General features: G+C 34.4%; 11 protein-coding genes. 9 read left to right on the top strand and 2 right to left on the bottom strand.

Annotated features, from left to right (window positions below; all coding sequences use genetic code 11):
* Window positions 1-134: 134 nt before the first annotated feature.
* Both ACODSI_RS01480 and ACODSI_RS01475 read right to left on the bottom strand, forming a co-directional pair.
* Window positions 135-779, bottom strand: a complete 645-nt coding sequence (locus ACODSI_RS01480) for an endonuclease III domain-containing protein (RefSeq protein WP_488915067.1) — start codon at window positions 777-779, stop codon at window positions 135-137.
* A 2-nt stretch (window positions 780-781) separates the two neighbouring features.
* Window positions 782-1645 (bottom strand): alpha/beta fold hydrolase, encoded by an 864-nt coding sequence (locus ACODSI_RS01475; RefSeq protein ID WP_488915066.1) that lies wholly within the window; start codon window positions 1643-1645, stop codon window positions 782-784.
* 74 nt (window positions 1646-1719) lie between these two features.
* Between ACODSI_RS01475 and ACODSI_RS01470 the strand changes: the two genes are divergently transcribed.
* The 9 genes from ACODSI_RS01470 to lon all read left to right on the top strand — a co-directional run bounded on the left by ACODSI_RS01470 (window position 1720) and on the right by lon (window position 16266).
* A complete protein-coding gene (locus tag ACODSI_RS01470; RefSeq protein WP_488915065.1) occupies window positions 1720-3660 on the top strand; it encodes an alpha-1,4-glucan--maltose-1-phosphate maltosyltransferase in 1941 nt (646 codons plus the stop codon).
* A 66-nt stretch (window positions 3661-3726) separates the two neighbouring features.
* Complete coding sequence (locus tag ACODSI_RS01465; RefSeq protein WP_488915064.1) at window positions 3727-5349, top strand: maltokinase N-terminal cap-like domain-containing protein; 1623 nt, start codon at window positions 3727-3729, stop codon at window positions 5347-5349.
* 158 nt (window positions 5350-5507) lie between these two features.
* Window positions 5508-7409, top strand: a complete 1902-nt coding sequence (gene glgB / locus ACODSI_RS01460; protein ID WP_488915063.1) for a 1,4-alpha-glucan branching protein GlgB — start codon at window positions 5508-5510, stop codon at window positions 7407-7409.
* Between the two features lie 151 nt (window positions 7410-7560).
* The gene (locus tag ACODSI_RS01455; protein WP_488915062.1) at window positions 7561-9960 is read left to right on the top strand and encodes a glycoside hydrolase family 31 protein; all 2400 of its coding nucleotides are present in this window, start codon (window positions 7561-7563) and stop codon (window positions 9958-9960) included.
* A 32-nt stretch (window positions 9961-9992) separates the two neighbouring features.
* Window positions 9993-10811 carry a M48 family metallopeptidase gene (locus ACODSI_RS01450; protein ID WP_488915061.1) on the top strand — a complete coding sequence of 273 codons (819 nt, stop codon included), beginning with the start codon at window positions 9993-9995 and terminating at the stop codon, window positions 10809-10811.
* Between the two features lie 83 nt (window positions 10812-10894).
* Window positions 10895-12190, top strand: coding sequence for an MFS transporter (locus ACODSI_RS01445; protein ID WP_488915060.1), 1296 nt, complete (start codon window positions 10895-10897; stop codon window positions 12188-12190).
* A gap of 19 nt (window positions 12191-12209) precedes the next feature.
* The gene (locus ACODSI_RS01440) at window positions 12210-12932 is read left to right on the top strand and encodes a hypothetical protein (protein WP_488915059.1); all 723 of its coding nucleotides are present in this window, start codon (window positions 12210-12212) and stop codon (window positions 12930-12932) included.
* Window positions 12933-12991: 59 nt separating this feature from the next.
* Window positions 12992-13588 (top strand): lipocalin-like domain-containing protein, encoded by a 597-nt coding sequence (locus tag ACODSI_RS01435; RefSeq protein ID WP_488915058.1) that lies wholly within the window; start codon window positions 12992-12994, stop codon window positions 13586-13588.
* A 224-nt stretch (window positions 13589-13812) separates the two neighbouring features.
* Window positions 13813-16266 (top strand): endopeptidase La, encoded by a 2454-nt coding sequence (gene lon / locus ACODSI_RS01430; RefSeq protein WP_488915057.1) that lies wholly within the window; start codon window positions 13813-13815, stop codon window positions 16264-16266.
* Window positions 16267-16389: the final 123 nt, after the last annotated feature.

Raw genomic sequence — 16389 nt, 5'->3', positions numbered from 1 at the left:
TTGTTTTGTTCTGTTTTTTAAAAATAATCATGACTATTTTTACTAAATCGAGTGAAGTATTCTAGCGGCATCCTTTTCTTAAAAAAAAAGTAAAGATACAGCCAAAAGAATGACCCAAAGGAAACGCTAAAATGTTAAGTATTTTTATGAGGATACGAACAGTCTTTACTAATAGGGCATTCAATGCATTTTGGATTTGTTGGACGGCAAGTTTCCCTTCCTAAAAAAGATATTGCCATACCGATTTCACCCCAAATTTCTTTTGGTAAAATTTTCATTAATTCTTTTTCTACTTTATTACCATCTTTTGATTCTTGAATTAAGCCAATTCTGGGTGCTATTCGGATTACATGTAAATCTGCTATGATACCTTCAGCAGGAACATTCATTTCTCTCATTATAACATTGGCTGATTTTCTTCCAATACCTTTTAATGCAATTAAATCATTTAAGTTGGTTGGAATATTATCATTAGTTTTTAAGGTTTGAGCAATTTCGACCAGCCAACTTGATTTGGTGTTGAAGTTTCTAACTTTATTTACATAAGGAAATAAACTATCAATTGTAGCAGTCGACAATGCTTCTAAATTCGGATACTCAGTAAAAAAGGTTGGTGCAATTTTATTAATATTGGCATCAGAATCTTGAGCTGATAAAATAACGGCTACCATCAATTGATATAGGTTGTCATAATTCAGAGGATGTTTTTTGCCTATATATTTGTGAATTAAAGGCTGTAATTTTTCTGCCCAACCATTTGTGTTTTCAAATAATTCCATAATTATTCATTTAGATATTCTACAATTCGTTTTGTAACTTCGCTATTCCCTAGAATTTTTCGATGACCCAAATTTTTGGTTATCATTAATTCTGAGTTTTTTAAATTTTTATGAATATGATATGCGGCTTTAACATTGACATCAATATCATTTTCATCGTGAATTATTAAAACAGGAACAGTAACTTCTTTAGCCGCATTTGAGGCAGAGTAATAGTCCATTTCAACTCCATATTTTTTTTCAAAATGATCTCTGAGTTTGATACTAATTTCCGGATTTAATTTTAATTTTTTAATAAAATCATCAATAATATCTTGAATAACATCACCACTTCCAATAATTATTGCTTTTTTGACGTTTAAATTTTCTCTAATTGCATTTAGAATAGACATCCCGCCAAGTGAATGACCAATTGCGAATTCAAATGATCCGAATTGTTTTTCTATTTCTAAAATAGCAGCAATAAATTCAACCATAATAGTCGAATTTCCCTTTGATTTTCCATGGGCTGGAGCATCAAAACTTATTGTTGAAAATCCCAAATTTACTAATTCATCTGCAATTTTTACCAATTGGGTTCCTCTACCAGACCAACCGTGAACCAGTAAAACTTTCTTTTCAGATTTTCCATAATGATACACTATAATTTCTTTTTTTATCGCAGGAACGTAAACTCTTTCTTGAATGCTGGTTCTATCCATATGAAATTCGCGTTTCGGAATTTTATGTTTTATAGGTGTTGTAAATAATTTTGCTGCAAAAAGCGTTGTCAATTTTGGAGATATTGCTTCTAAAAATTTAGCTGTAACGAGAATTATCTTAGGAATTTTTAATGTTTCGGCTTGAAAAACTTTATTTTTTGACATTTTAATAAATTTTGATGCAATTTATAACCTATTATATTTTTTTGTAATTTACGACAATATAAATATAACTTAAAATGTTAAATCAAAGACGCGTAATAATTGAAAATGTACTGCCTCAACTAGACAATGGGGCTTTTTTTATAAAAAGAATACTTGGACAAACTATAAACGTTACTGCTGATGTTATTTCAGATGGGCACGATGTCATGGAGGCTGTTGTTCATTTTAAACATGAAAAAGAAAAAAAATGGTCAGAGATTCGAATGAATGCATTTCCAAATGATGCATATGAAGCAACTTTTTCTGTAGAAAAACAAGGCTATTACTCTTATTTTGTAGAAGCTTGGATTGATTATGCTTTAAATTGGCAATACGGAATTGGAAAGAAAATCAACGACAATCAGTTTGTTAAATCAGAATTATTAGAAGGAGTAGAGTATATTAAACCATTATTGGCAAAGGTTTCTGTATCAGATAAAAAATACTTAAACGAAGTTATCGATTTATTTTCGAATGAAGTTCATTATGATAAAGCTACAATTGAGGCAGTTTCAAATAGGCTTAAAACCATTTTTAAAGAAAATCCTGCTAAATTTTTAGCCAATCAAACCCAAGAATTAAAAGTTTATGTTGATAGACAAAAAGCTTTGTTTAGTACTTGGTACGAATTTTTTCCTCGATCAGCCTCTAATGAAGAAGGCAAACATGGTACGTTGAAAGACTGTGAAAAATTGTTGCCACGTGTGGCTAAAATGGGATTTGATACCTTGTATTTTCCTCCGGTACATCCCATTGGAGAAGTGAATCGCAAGGGGAAAAATAATGCCACTGATGCCCAACCCGGAGATGTGGGTTCGCCTTGGGGTATTGGTTCTCAGTATGGTGGTCACAAGTCGATTCATCCCGAATTGGGAACTCTAGACGATTTTAAATCTATGGTGAATACGGCTAAAGATCTAGGAATTGAAATTGCAATGGACTTTGCGCTTCAAGCAGCACCCGACCATCCGTGGGTTAAAGAATTCCCACAATGGTTTAAATGGCGTCCAGATGGAACAGTGCAGTATGCTGAAAATCCACCCAAAAAGTACCAAGATATTTTACCAATTTATTTCGAAAGTGGAGATTGGAAAAATCTGTGGAAGGAGCTTTTAGATTGTGCTTTGTTTTGGGTAGAAGAATGTGGTATTAGAGTATTCCGTGTTGATAATCCACACACTAAACCCTTTTATTTTTGGGGTTGGCTGATTGCTGAAGTAAAGAAAAAATATCCAGATGTTTTGTTCTTAGCCGAAGCTTTTACACGTCCGAAGATTATGCACGAATTGGCCAAACAAGGATTCACACAATCATATACCTATTATACATGGAGAAATTCAAAAACCGAGTTGCAAGACTATGTAACTGAATTAACTCAGACCAATCAAAAAGAATTTTTCCGTCCCAATTTCTGGCCAAACACTCCTGATATTAATCCGTTTTCCTTACAAGGTGCCAATGAAAGTACGCATTTACAAAAATATTTTTTAGCGGCTACATTAAGCTCATCCGTTGGGATTTACGGACCAATATTTGAATTTATGGTTTCAGATGCGATTCCAGGTAAAGAAGAGTATATGGACAGTGAAAAGTATCAAACTCGTCTTTGGGATTGGAATAAAGAGAACAAAATTACGATGTTGATTTCTAAAATCAATCAGATTCGAAAAGAGCAATTTTCTTTGCAACAAACCAACAATATTGAGTTTTGTGATACCGATAATGATCAAGTAATTGCCTATTATAAATTTGATGACAATAAAGAAAATGAGACGCTAATGATTGCGAGCTTAGATGCTTATTATGCGAAACAAGCTTGGGTTAAATTACCGTTAAAATCTTTAGGAATCAATGAAGGTCAAACCATTACAGTAGTCGATTTGATTACGGGTAACAGCTATCACTGGGACAAAGAATGGAATTTTGTAGAATTGCATCCAACACTTCCATTTCATTTATTTAAAATTATTAAGTAGTCGTAAGCTATAGACAATAAGCTATATGCTTGCTGTCTAAAGCCTAAAGCTGAAAGCAACATAACCATGAAAAACGAAAATCAAGACAACTTTTCAGCTCCATTTGTATTTAAAAACGAATGGAAAAATGCCCTAATAGATGATGAATTTATTAAAATATTTTCATCAGATATTTTAGAAAACTATATCATCAATAAGCGTTGGTATGGCGGAAAAGCAAGTACGTTGAAGTATATTGAAGTCGTTGATCATTTCAAAATAACCTCCAAAAAAAATACCTATTACGGAGTTTTATTGGAAGTAAATTTTAAAGAAGCATTCTATCAGCATTACTTTATGCCACTTGCTTTTATGGAAGAAGAAGAACTGGATACGAACACCGTAATTGCGCCAGTAAAATTCGGACATATCAGTGGTTTTTTAGTAGATGCTTTACATCAAGATGATTTTAGAAAATTATTGTTTGATAAAATCATCAATTCTAAAGACAAAAATACCGATAAATTGGTGTTTCATAAAGGTTCTTTGTTGGAAGAAACCGAATATAAATCTTCCAAATTCATGGGAGTAGAACAAAGTAATACGTCTATAGTTTATAATGACGAGTACGTTTTAAAAATTTTCCGTCGTATTTATGTCAGCACCAATCCCGACTATGAAATTAGCCGATTTTTAACCGAAAGAATGCATTTTGAAAATACTCCAGCCTATACTGGGAGTATCAATTTAGCGCTTCCTGAAGGCAATATCACACTCGGATTAATGCAAGAGTTAGTGCCAAATCAAGGTGATGCCTGGAAATTCATGCTCGAACAAATGGACGGTGTTTTTGATAATCTTTCCAGAAAGAAAATTAAAATTGATAAACTGCCCAATGTTGAGTTGTTCCGAAGATTAAAAATAAACGAAATTCCACCCGAAATCATTGATTGGGTCGGATTAAGTTTGTTCTTACGCATTCAAACATTAGCGTTACGCACGGCCGAAATGCACATTGCACTCGGAAGTGATATTCACGAAACAGCTTTCACACCAACCACTTACAACGGCGATTACACCGTTTGGCTTAAAAATAGGTTGTTGTATCAATTTCAAAACCGATTGAATATTATCGAAAATAGTTTGCACAAACTAGACGGAATGGCACTCGATTTAGCGCACCAATTTCTAGAAAATAAAAAACTCATTCGTAAACATTTTGTCGATTTCGATTGGACCAAAATGAAATCAGAACGCATTCGTATTCATGGCGACTATCATTTAGGTCAAGTTTTAGTGAATGGTGACGATTTTTACATCTTAGATTTTGAAGGCGAACCCGAAAGTACCATTCGAGATAGAAAAGTAAAACAACCGCCATTGAAAGATGTAGCCGGAATGTTTCGCTCATTTCATTATGCCATTTATGCCACCATTTTTAACAATGCCGATAAATACCCATATCAGCAAGAGGAATTGTTCAAAGCCGGTGAATTACTGTTTAAATATATGGTGGGTACTTTCCTTGAAACTTACATTGAAAAAGCGCAATCGGGTAATTTAAACATTGGCTACAGCCACGAAATCAGCTTTTTACTGAAGTATTGTATTCTTGAAAAAGCGGTTTACGAGTTGGGTTATGAGTTAAATTCTCGTCCTCGATGGGCCGTAATTCCGTTGCGCGGTATTCAAACCATCATGGGATATTAGAAGCGAATGGCTGGGCATTTTACTAATCCCTATTCCCGCTTTTCGTCATGCGCGGCATTTCCTGCAATCGGGGCTAACAAGTAATCTAATCGAATAAAAATAGCATTAAAAAACAAACATATTTTAAAAAAGAATGTGTTTACAATAAAAACAAAAAAATGAACCACGTACAACCTTATTCTATATTTACTGATTTCGATATTAACCTATTCAAAGCAGGAAAACATTTTCAACTCTACGAAAAACTTGGGGCACATCTAATCGAAGTCGATGGAGTTAAAGGCGTTTACTTTGCCGTTTGGGCGCCGTCTGCGCGTTCGGTTTCTGTAGTAGGTGATTTCAATTTTTGGGTTCAAGGCGAACACCAACTCAATGTGCGTTGGGACGAATCCGGAATCTGGGAAGGTTTCATTCCAGGTGTCGATAAAGGCACTACCTATAAATATAAAATTCAATCCAACAATGGCGGTATCATTACCGAAAAAGCCGATCCGTTTGCTTTATATTGTGAGCATCCACCACATACAGCTTCAGTTGTTTGGGACTTAGAGTATAAATGGAAAGATTCCAAATGGATGGACATCCGTAAAGACAAAAACGGCTTAGACCAACCATTTTCAGTCTATGAAGTACATTTAGGTTCTTGGAAACGCAATGGAGAAGGCAAGTTTTTGACTTATGTTGAATTGGCCGATCAACTGGTTTCCTATGTTAAAGAAACTGGATTTACCCATGTCGAATTCATGCCCATAATGGAATATCCTTACGATCCGTCTTGGGGGTATCAATTGGTAGGTTATTTTGCACCCACATCGCGTTTTGGAAAACCACAAGATTTTATGCTTTTGGTGGATAAATTGCACCAAGCTGGTATTGGAGTAATTCTAGATTGGGTACCCTCACATTTTCCTGACGATGCACACGGATTAGGATTTTTTGACGGTTCTAATTTATATGAACATCCCGACAGAAGGAAAGGCTATCACCCAGATTGGAAAAGTCTAGTGTTTAATTATGGCCGTAATGAAGTGCGTTCATTTTTAATCAGTAATGCTATTTTTTGGTTGAAGCAATACCATGTTGATGGACTTCGAGTAGATGCAGTTGCATCCATGTTGTATCTTGATTATTCAAGAAAAGACGGCGAATGGGAACCAAATATTTTTGGTGGAAGAGAAAATCTTGATACCATTAGTTTCCTTAAAGACTTTAACGAAGCGGTATATGCTAACTTTCCTGACGTGCAAACTATTGCGGAAGAAAGCACTAGTTTTCCAATGGTTTCCAGACCAACATTCCTAGGTGGATTGGGATTTGGAATGAAATGGATGATGGGTTGGATGCACGATACATTGCAATATTTTGCTAAAGAAAGTGTCTATCGAAAATACCATCAAAACGACATTACGTTTTCCATGACCTATGCGTTTACAGAAAATTTTATGTTACCGCTTTCTCATGACGAAGTGGTGTATGGCAAACATTCTATTCAAGGAAGAATGCCAGGCGATGAATGGCAGCGTTTTGCTAATCTTCGTTTGCTTTACGGATATATGTTTACACATCCTGGAGCAAAATTATTGTTTATGGGTGGCGAATTTGGACAAACATCCGAATGGAATTTTGAAAGCAGTCTCGATTGGCATTTGTTACAATACGGATTCCACGATGGTATTAAAAAATGCATCACCGATTTGAATGCTTTATACAAAAGTTATCCTGCTTTGTACGAAAAACAATTTAGTGCTGAAGGCTTCGAGTGGATCAACTATTCGGATAATGAAAACTCGGTTTTGGCATACATTCGTAAAGGAACTAAAGAAAAAGAAAATTTGATTGTAGTGTGTAATATGACGCCTGTTGTTCATGAAAATTACCGAATTGGAATTCCGGTAAAAGGAAAACTAACAGAAATTTTCAATTCAGATAAAACCGAATACAATGGTAGTGGAGTAGGCAATACTAAACCGATTAAAATAGAAAAAGAACCCTGGAATGGTAGGGAATTTTCGGCAGAAATTGTCTTACCACCGCTGAGTGTTTGCGTCTTCAAACTCTAATTTATAGAAAACCTATCATTTTAAATAATTTGATAGGTTTTTTCATATTGTTTTAAAAATCGAAAACGTTATAGTTAAAAAAACCTTTAATTTCTTACAAATTTATAAGTCGCAACTTTGTAAATTTGACACCTTGCCAAAAAACTAAACTATGATTATTAATACCGAACTTGAATATAAAGGCGATTTATTTCCTTCTCAAATTATATCTTACAAACACGAAGTTGATTCGATAGATTTTCACACGGATAATAACGTAATTCTGAGGGTGACTGTTCTTCGTGACAGTATGATTCGTTTTCGATTTACTGCCAAAGGATATTTTAGTAATGATTTTTCATATGCTATAGACAAAACTCAATCACATGGCTATAATGTGTTGGAAGTTGTGGAAGAATCCGATCACTATCGCATTAAAACTTCCAAAGTATATGTTGTAGTTCAAAAACACGATTGTAGGGTTGGAATTTATGAATTGGATGGAACGACCATTCTAGAAGATGAAATCGGTTTTCACTGGGAAGAATGCTATGAATTTGGTGGAAACATTGTAAAAATGAGTAAAACGTCTCACGATGGAGAAAGCTTTTACGGTTTAGGAGATAAAGCCACTCATTTGAATTTAAAAGGAAAACGCGTTGAAAATTGGGCTACCGATCAATATGCATTTCACAAAGATCAAGAGCCATTGTATAAAGTAGTCCCTTTTTATATCGGTCTTCATCACAATAAAGCGTACGGAATTTTCTTCGATAACACGTTCCGTTCGTTCTTTGATTTTAGTCATGAACGCAAAGGCGTAACCAGCTTTTGGGCCGATGGTGGCGAAATGAATTACTACTTTATTTATGGTCCTAAAATGAGTGATGTAGTGACTACCTATACGCATTTAACAGGAAAACCAGAACTACCTCCATTATGGACATTAGGCTACCAACAATGTAAATGGAGTTATTATCCAGAAGCAAAAGTTAAAGAAATAACAGGTAAATTTAGAGAACTTCAAATTCCTTGTGATGCCATTTATTTGGACATCGATTATATGGATGGGTTCCGTTGTTTTACTTGGAACAAAGACTATTTTCCTGATCCAAAACGTATGGTTGCCGAATTGGCTAAAGACGGATTTAAAACCGTTGTTATTATCGATCCAGGAATAAAAATAGACAAGGAATATTCGGTTTATAAAGAGGCTTTAGAGAAAGATTACTTCTGCAAACGTGCTGATGGTCCATATATGAAAGGAAAAGTTTGGCCAGGCGAATGTAATTTTCCAGATTATACCAATCCAGAAGTGCGTGAGTGGTGGGCTGGCTTGTTTAAAGAATTAGTCGCCGAAATAGGAGTAAAAGGGGTTTGGAATGATATGAACGAACCTGCCGTGATGGAAGTGCCTACCAAGACTTTTCCATTAGACGTGCGTCATAATTATGATGGAAATAATTGCAGTCACAGAAAAGCGCATAACGTATACGGAACGCAAATGGCGCGTGCTACCTATGAAGGTGTGAAACGATTTGCTTATCCAAAAAGGCCTTTTGTAATTACACGTTCTGCTTATTCGGGAGCACAACGCTACACCTCGTCATGGACAGGCGATAACGTGGCCACTTGGGAACATTTGTGGATAGCTAATATTCAAACCCAACGCATGTCAATAAGCGGTATGGGATTCACCGGTTCTGATATTGGTGGATTTGCCGAACAACCTTCGGCCGAATTATATGCCCGTTGGATTCAATTGGGCGTTTTTCATCCATTTTGCAGAACCCATTCGTCTGGACATCATGGTGAACAAGAACCGTGGAGTTTTGGTGAAGAAGTTATAGACATCACTAGAAAATTTGTGGAATTGCGTTACCAATTGTTACCGTATTTGTATACCATGTTTTGGCAGTATGTAAATGATGGTGTTCCAATGCTGAAACCGTTAGTCTATTTTGATCAAAATGATGCACAAACGCACTACAGAACCGATGAATTTGTTTTTGGAAATCAAATATTAGTTTGTCCAATTTTAGAACCAAATGCTTTGGGAAGACGCATGTATTTGCCTGAAGGAAATTGGTACAACTTCTGGACCAATGAGTTAGTAAAAGGGAAGAAGGAATTGTGGGTAGCAACCGATTTTGATCAGATTCCGATTTTTGTAAAAGAAGGAGCTATAATCCCTAAATATCCTGTACAACAATACGTTGGACAAATAGAATCGCCTGAATTATCGTTAGATGTTTATTTTAAATTGGGTAAAGAAAAGTCTTATGTTTATGAAGATGCTCAAGATGGATACGACTATAATAAAGGTAGATTTAGTTATAAAACATTTACTTTAAATGGGAAGGAAAATGAAATGTTCATTACCCAACATAAAGAAGGTACTTTTGAAACACAATACAAAACAATCAAAATTAATTTGAAAGGATTGCCATTCAAAATTAAAGGTATTGAGATAGATAATGAAAAAATTATTTTTGATAAAGAATCGTTAATACTTGAAAATGGTTTGGAAGTGGATAAAGATTTTACAGAATTGCACTTTATTGGTGTTTAAATTTTGTAAATTTGATTTCAATTATCAAAATTATGAGTTATAAAAGAGTTACCCTTAGTTTTCTCGCCTTAGCATTGGCTTTTTCATGTGCTAAGAATCCATTTACCGGCAAAAATACCTTAGCGTTAGTTTCCAACAGTGAAATTTTGCCATCTGCTTTTCAGCAATACAGTCAGTTTTTATCTGAAAACAAAGTAATTTCTGGAACTGCTGATGCTAAAAGAGTAGAAGCCGTTGGTATTAAAATAAAAAATGCTGCCGAAAAATGGTTGAATGCCAATGGACAATCGGGTTATTTAGCCGATTATCAATGGGAATATAAGTTAGTCGAAAGTAAAGACGTCAATGCGTGGTGCATGCCAGGTGGTAAAATAGTAGTGTATTCGGGTATTCTGCCAATCACAAAAGATGAAGCTGGTTTAGCCACTGTCTTAGGTCACGAAGTTTCTCATGCATTAGCTAATCATGGTCAACAGCGAATGAGTGCTGGTTTAATTCAGCAATTGGGTGCTGCTGGTGTTGCAGTAGCCGTTGGAAATAAAAGTAAAGAAACACAAGATTTGGCTATGACAGCTTATGGTGTTACAACACAATATGGCGGAATGCTTCCATTTAGCAGAAGTCACGAAAGTGAAGCTGATAAAATTGGCTTGACCTTAATGGCCATTGCGGGTTATAATCCAGAACAAGCTATTATTTTTTGGGAACGAATGGCGGCTAATTCTGGAGGACAAGCGCCACCAGAATTCATGAGTACGCATCCATCCGATGCTACTAGGATAGCTCAACTGAGAGCATTAATTCCTGAAGCCAAAGCTGAAGCGGCTAAATTTGGTGTGGTTTTTAAATAATATTGAGATAACAAAAAATGAGTATATTTGAAGCTGTCAATTAATTTTGACAGCTTTTTTTTTTAAAATAAAAACTTAATATTATGCCAAACTTACCTAAAGGTCATCCTAAATTATTAAATGCTTGGGCTTTTTACGATTGGGCGAATTCGGTTTATAGTCTTGTAATTGCTTCTGCTGTTTTTCCTATTTTTTACGAAATGATTTTTAAAGAAAGCGGTCGGAATTATGTTCTTCTATTTGGAACAAAAATAAAAGATACCGCAATGATAAGCTTTGTAACGGCATTTGCATTTCTAATTGTGGCTGTTTGCTCTCCAATTTTATCCGGAATTTCTGATTATTTAGGAAATAAAAAAGCCTTTATGAGGTTCTTCTGCTATATGGGCGGATTGTCATGTATTGGGTTGTATTGGTTTGATATTGATAATTTATTTTTGAGTTATACAGCCTATTTTTTCGGACTTATAGGATTTTGGTCCAGTTTGGTTTTCTACAATTCGTATTTACCAGATATTGCATTTCCAGAACAACAAGATCGCGTAAGTGCCAGAGGATTCTCAATGGGCTATATTGGAAGCACAATCTTATTGATTATTAATTTGTTAATGGTAATGTACCCACATACTTTTGGGAGTGAAACTTCTAAAGAAGCTATGAAAATTTCTTTCGTTATGGTTGGCGTTTGGTGGATTGGTTTTAGTCATATTACGTATTATTATTTGCCAAAAGGAAATAGAACTAATGTACCGTTAACCAGTGATTTTATCTTTAAAGGATTCCACGAACTAAAATTGGTTTGGAAACAACTACAATCTAATGTGCAATTAAAAAGGTATTTGTACAGTTATTTCGTTTTTATTATGGCCGTTCAAACCGTTATGCTGGTGGCAACTTATTTTGGAGCTACCGAAATAGAATGGGGCAGTGATGACAAAACAATGGGATTGATTATTAGTATTCTTCTCATTCAATTGGTTGCCGTAGTTGGAGCTGTTATTACGTCAAGAGCTTCAGAACGCTTCGGAAACATCAATACCCTTATTTTCCTGAATGGGATTTGGGCTATACTGTGTGCTTTTGCTTATTTTGTTCATACCCCAATTCAATTTTATGCGACAGCTGGCTTTGTAGGCTTGGTTATGGGAGGTATTCAATCGATTGCTCGTTCTACTTATTCCAAATTTTTACCTGAAACTGAAGACACGGCTTCGTTTTTTAGTTTTTACGATGTGACTGAAAAAGTCGGAATAGTAATTGGGATGACCATTTATGGAACTATCGATTTAATCACAGGCTCAATGCGAAATGCTATTGTATTTCTAGGAGTTTTCTTTGTACTAGGTTTATTATTGTTGACCCGAGTACCCAAAAAATAAATCCATAAAAATAATTGCTATGAAACTTAAAAATCTTCTAACCTCATTTATTGTTTTGTTTTCAATATCATTATTTGTTTCTTGTGACAACGAACCTGTTGATCCTGTATTAACAAATAGTTTAACATCTCAAATCAATCCTTCATTAATTGATTATTGGCCATCAAATCTTGATAATGAATGGAACTATAATCAAGGAATGTTGTATCAAAATCCATTTAAAATAGTTTCAACTTCAAATATAAACGGTTACACTTATTATAATTTTACAAATACATTTGGACAATTTGATTTACTTGATAATTCTATTCAAATGCAAATGAGAAAAGATAATGGAAATTATTACATTCGACGTCCAGATTCATTTACAACAGAACCGGGTCAATATACAACCCAAGTCAATGCTATTGAATACTTACTTTTTAATCATCACAAAAATGTAGGTGAAACTTGGTCTAGTTCGTATACAACAAATATTACGAGTACTTTTCTTAATCCGCCATTTTTATCTTATACTACGACAACAATAACAAATGTTTTAGGAACGATGCTTGGTAGAAACATGAGCGTTGTGATTAACAATGTAACTTATAATGATATTTTATACTTTAGATTGGATATAACTAGTACAGGTTCGAGTTCACCAACTACAGAATATTATTGGTTTTCAAAAGATATAGGTTGTGTTAAAGCTATATTTTATGATACATCTATTGAAATTTCATCATATACTTTGAACTAAATTTGGCATATTATTTTTTGAAATCTATTTAAATTATATTTATCTAAAAATAATTATATTTGAAAAAAATTAAACCACAGATGAACAAGCAGATTATTTCCAAAATTATAGTATTTACTTTTTCAATGTTTTTATTGGTTTCTTGTGACAATGAAGTTGTTGATCCTGTTTTAGCAGCACAAGTAGCAGCAAGCAATCCTACCAATGGTGGTGGCGGAGGTGGAGTAATTCCAAATTCTATTGCAGGCACTTACATTCTTACTGCTTTTAACACCTCTGTACCAACTGATTTGAATGGTGATGGTACTAATTCTACCAATCAAATGAATGAAACAACTTGTTTTAATAATAGTTTATTTATTTTAAATTCAAATAATACTTTCACTGCTAATTCTAAAGGTATTGATATCGATATTACCTCAACTCCTAATACACTAACTTGCTTTACGGATCCCGATACTACTGGTACTTGGTCTTTATCGGGTAACATTCTTACAACAACTTATGTTGAAAGTGGCGTTACTTATAATGATCAATTTACGGTTGTTGGCAATACTTTAGTTTTTAATGAACCAAGTGGTCAAATTGTAGGTATGGCATCAGGAAATCCGGTATATTTAACTTCAAGTATCGCTCTAGTATATTCTAAACAATAATATTTTTTAGAATTATTTATAAGTTCAAATCCGTCTTTTTGGCGGATTTTTTTTATGGCATAATACTTGACTTATTAGAGCAGTCATTAATAAAGTGCATTCTTACTTGTTTTTGACAACATTTCGGTGTCATACATCGATTTTAATTTAGTAATAGTATAGCAAATCCTATATTTGTTATAGATTTTTAATCCTTTAAATGTCATTTTGACTTAATTTATACTATGTCAAACCATAAACTAATTGCCTTTGACAATTTGTCACTTCAAGAATTCGATACAGAAGCCGAATTAATTCCACTTTTAACTCCAGAAGATGAAGAAGAAATGGCCAATGAAGAATTGCCTGATTCACTTCCAATATTGCCATTACGAAATACCGTTTTGTTTCCAGGTGTTGTAATTCCGATTACGGCTGGTAGGGATAAATCGATTAAGCTAATCAATGAAGCCAATGCTGGCACTAAAATCATTGGTGTTGTTGCCCAAAAAAATGAAGAAGATGAAGATCCAACCAATGAAGACATCAATCAGATTGGAACGGTAGCTCGAATTCTTCGTGTTCTCAAAATGCCAGATGGAAATGTAACCGTTATTCTTCAAGGAAAAAAACGTTTTGAAATCGATACGGTTATTTCTGAAAGCCCTTATTTAAAAGCTACAGTTAAAGAAGTTCCTGAAAAAAGGCCTAGCAAACACGACACGGAGTTTGGTGCCATTGTTGATTCCATCCGTGAATTATCGATTCAAATTATAAAAGAGAGTCCGAACATTCCAACGGAAGCTACTTTTGCTATAAAAAACATTGAGAGCCAATCGTTTTTAATCAATTTTGTTTCTTCCAACATGAACCTTACAGTTGAAGAAAAACAAAATTTGTTAGCGATGAATGCTTTAAAAGAAAGAGCTTTAGAAACACTTCGCTATATGAATGTTGAGTTCCAAAAATTGGAACTTAAAAATGATATTCAATCAAAAGTTCGTTTCGATTTAGATCAACAACAACGCGAATATTTCTTGCATCAGCAAATGAAAACCATTCAAGAGGAGTTGGGAGGCGTTTCTAACGAACAAGAATTTGAAGACATGCGTCAACGTGCCAAGACTAAAAAATGGGACGATAAAACCAGCAAACATTTTGAAAAAGAGTTTTCAAAATTGCAACGCATGAACCCACAAGCACCTGATTTTGGTATTCAAAGAAATTATTTGGATTTGTTTTTAGACTTACCATGGAGTACTTTTTCTAAAGATAATTTCGATTTAAAAAATGCTCAAAAGGTTTTGGATAGAGATCATTTTGGTTTGGAAGATGTTAAAAAACGGATGATTGAACATTTAGCAGTTTTGAAATTGCGTAACGATATGAAATCGCCAATCATTTGTTTAACAGGACCTCCAGGTGTTGGTAAAACGTCTATAGGAAAATCGGTTGCCGAAGCTTTAGGTAGAGAATACGTTCGAATTTCATTAGGTGGATTACGTGATGAAGCAGAAATTCGTGGACACAGAAAAACCTATATTGGCGCTATGCCTGGAAGAATTATTCAAAGTATTAAAAAAGCTGGGACATCCAATCCTATTTTTATTTTAGATGAAATTGATAAACTATCTACGAGTAATCAAGGCGATCCATCTTCGGCTTTATTGGAGGTTTTAGATCCTGAACAAAACAATGCTTTTTATGATAATTTCCTTGAAATGGGGTATGATCTGTCAAAAGTGATGTTTATTGCTACTTCAAATACGATGTCAACCATTCAACCCGCATTGAAAGATCGAATGGAAGTAATCAAAATGTCGGGCTATACTACCGAAGAAAAAGTTGAAATTGCGCGTCAGCATTTGTTTCCAAAACAATTAAAGGAGCACGGATTGACTTCTAAAGACTTAACTATTGGTAAAAAAGAATTAGAAAAAATAGTAGAAGGATATACCCGTGAATCGGGTGTAAGAAGTCTAGAACAAAAGATTGCTCAAGTCATTCGAAATGCAGCTAAATCGGTTGCAATGGAGGAAGAATACAATAAAAAAGTTACGGTAGACGATATTGTAACAGTTTTGGGTGCGCCAAAATTAGAACGTGATAAAGCCGAAGGAAATGATGTGGCTGGTGTGGTAACTGGTTTGGCTTGGACTGCTGTTGGTGGCGATATTTTATTTATTGAATCCTTGATTTCTAAAGGAAAAGGTGCTTTAACCTTAACAGGAAATTTAGGTACTGTAATGAAAGAATCGGCTACTATTGCTTTAGAATACATCAAAGCAAATGCTGAATTATTCGGTCTAAATCAAGATGTTTTAGGAAAATACAACATTCATTTACACGTGCCAGAAGGTGCTACTCCTAAAGACGGACCAAGTGCCGGAATTGCAATGCTAACGTCATTGGTTTCTTTGTTAACGCAACGCAAAATCAAGAAAGGTTTAGCCATGACAGGCGAAATAACCTTGCGCGGAAAAGTATTGCCAGTTGGCGGTATTAAAGAAAAAATATTAGCAGCCAAACGTGCCAATATTAAGGAAATTATATTGTGTCATGAAAACAAAAGTGACATCGATGAAATTAAAGCCAACTACTTAGAAGGATTAACTTTTCATTATGTCAAAGAAATGAGTGAAGTGATTGCAATTGCTTTAACCAATGACAAAGTAAAAAACGCAAAAGTTATTGATTGATACCTTGATCATACATTTAAAAAGGCATGAGAAATTAACGCTCATGCCTTTTTTATTTTTGCTTTTACCTTAACTTTAAAAATAATATCTTCGCATTTCCGTTATAGGTATTGTAAATTGCTA

Source organism: Flavobacterium sp. FG139, assembly GCF_057809695.1.
This window is presented reverse-complemented; position numbering and strand designations above follow the sequence as displayed.

Coding starts and splice junctions, on each gene's coding strand:
- ACODSI_RS01480 (WP_488915067.1), bottom strand. CDS start 779: ATGGAATTATTTGAAAACACAAATGGTTGGGCAGAAAAATTACAGCCT.
- ACODSI_RS01475 (WP_488915066.1), bottom strand. CDS start 1,645: ATGTCAAAAAATAAAGTTTTTCAAGCCGAAACATTAAAAATTCCTAAG.
- ACODSI_RS01470 (WP_488915065.1), top strand. CDS start 1,720: ATGTTAAATCAAAGACGCGTAATAATTGAAAATGTACTGCCTCAACTA.
- ACODSI_RS01465 (WP_488915064.1), top strand. CDS start 3,727: ATGAAAAACGAAAATCAAGACAACTTTTCAGCTCCATTTGTATTTAAA.
- glgB (WP_488915063.1), top strand. CDS start 5,508: ATGAACCACGTACAACCTTATTCTATATTTACTGATTTCGATATTAAC.
- ACODSI_RS01455 (WP_488915062.1), top strand. CDS start 7,561: ATGATTATTAATACCGAACTTGAATATAAAGGCGATTTATTTCCTTCT.
- ACODSI_RS01450 (WP_488915061.1), top strand. CDS start 9,993: ATGAGTTATAAAAGAGTTACCCTTAGTTTTCTCGCCTTAGCATTGGCT.
- ACODSI_RS01445 (WP_488915060.1), top strand. CDS start 10,895: ATGCCAAACTTACCTAAAGGTCATCCTAAATTATTAAATGCTTGGGCT.
- ACODSI_RS01440 (WP_488915059.1), top strand. CDS start 12,210: ATGAAACTTAAAAATCTTCTAACCTCATTTATTGTTTTGTTTTCAATA.
- lon (WP_488915057.1), top strand. CDS start 13,813: ATGTCAAACCATAAACTAATTGCCTTTGACAATTTGTCACTTCAAGAA.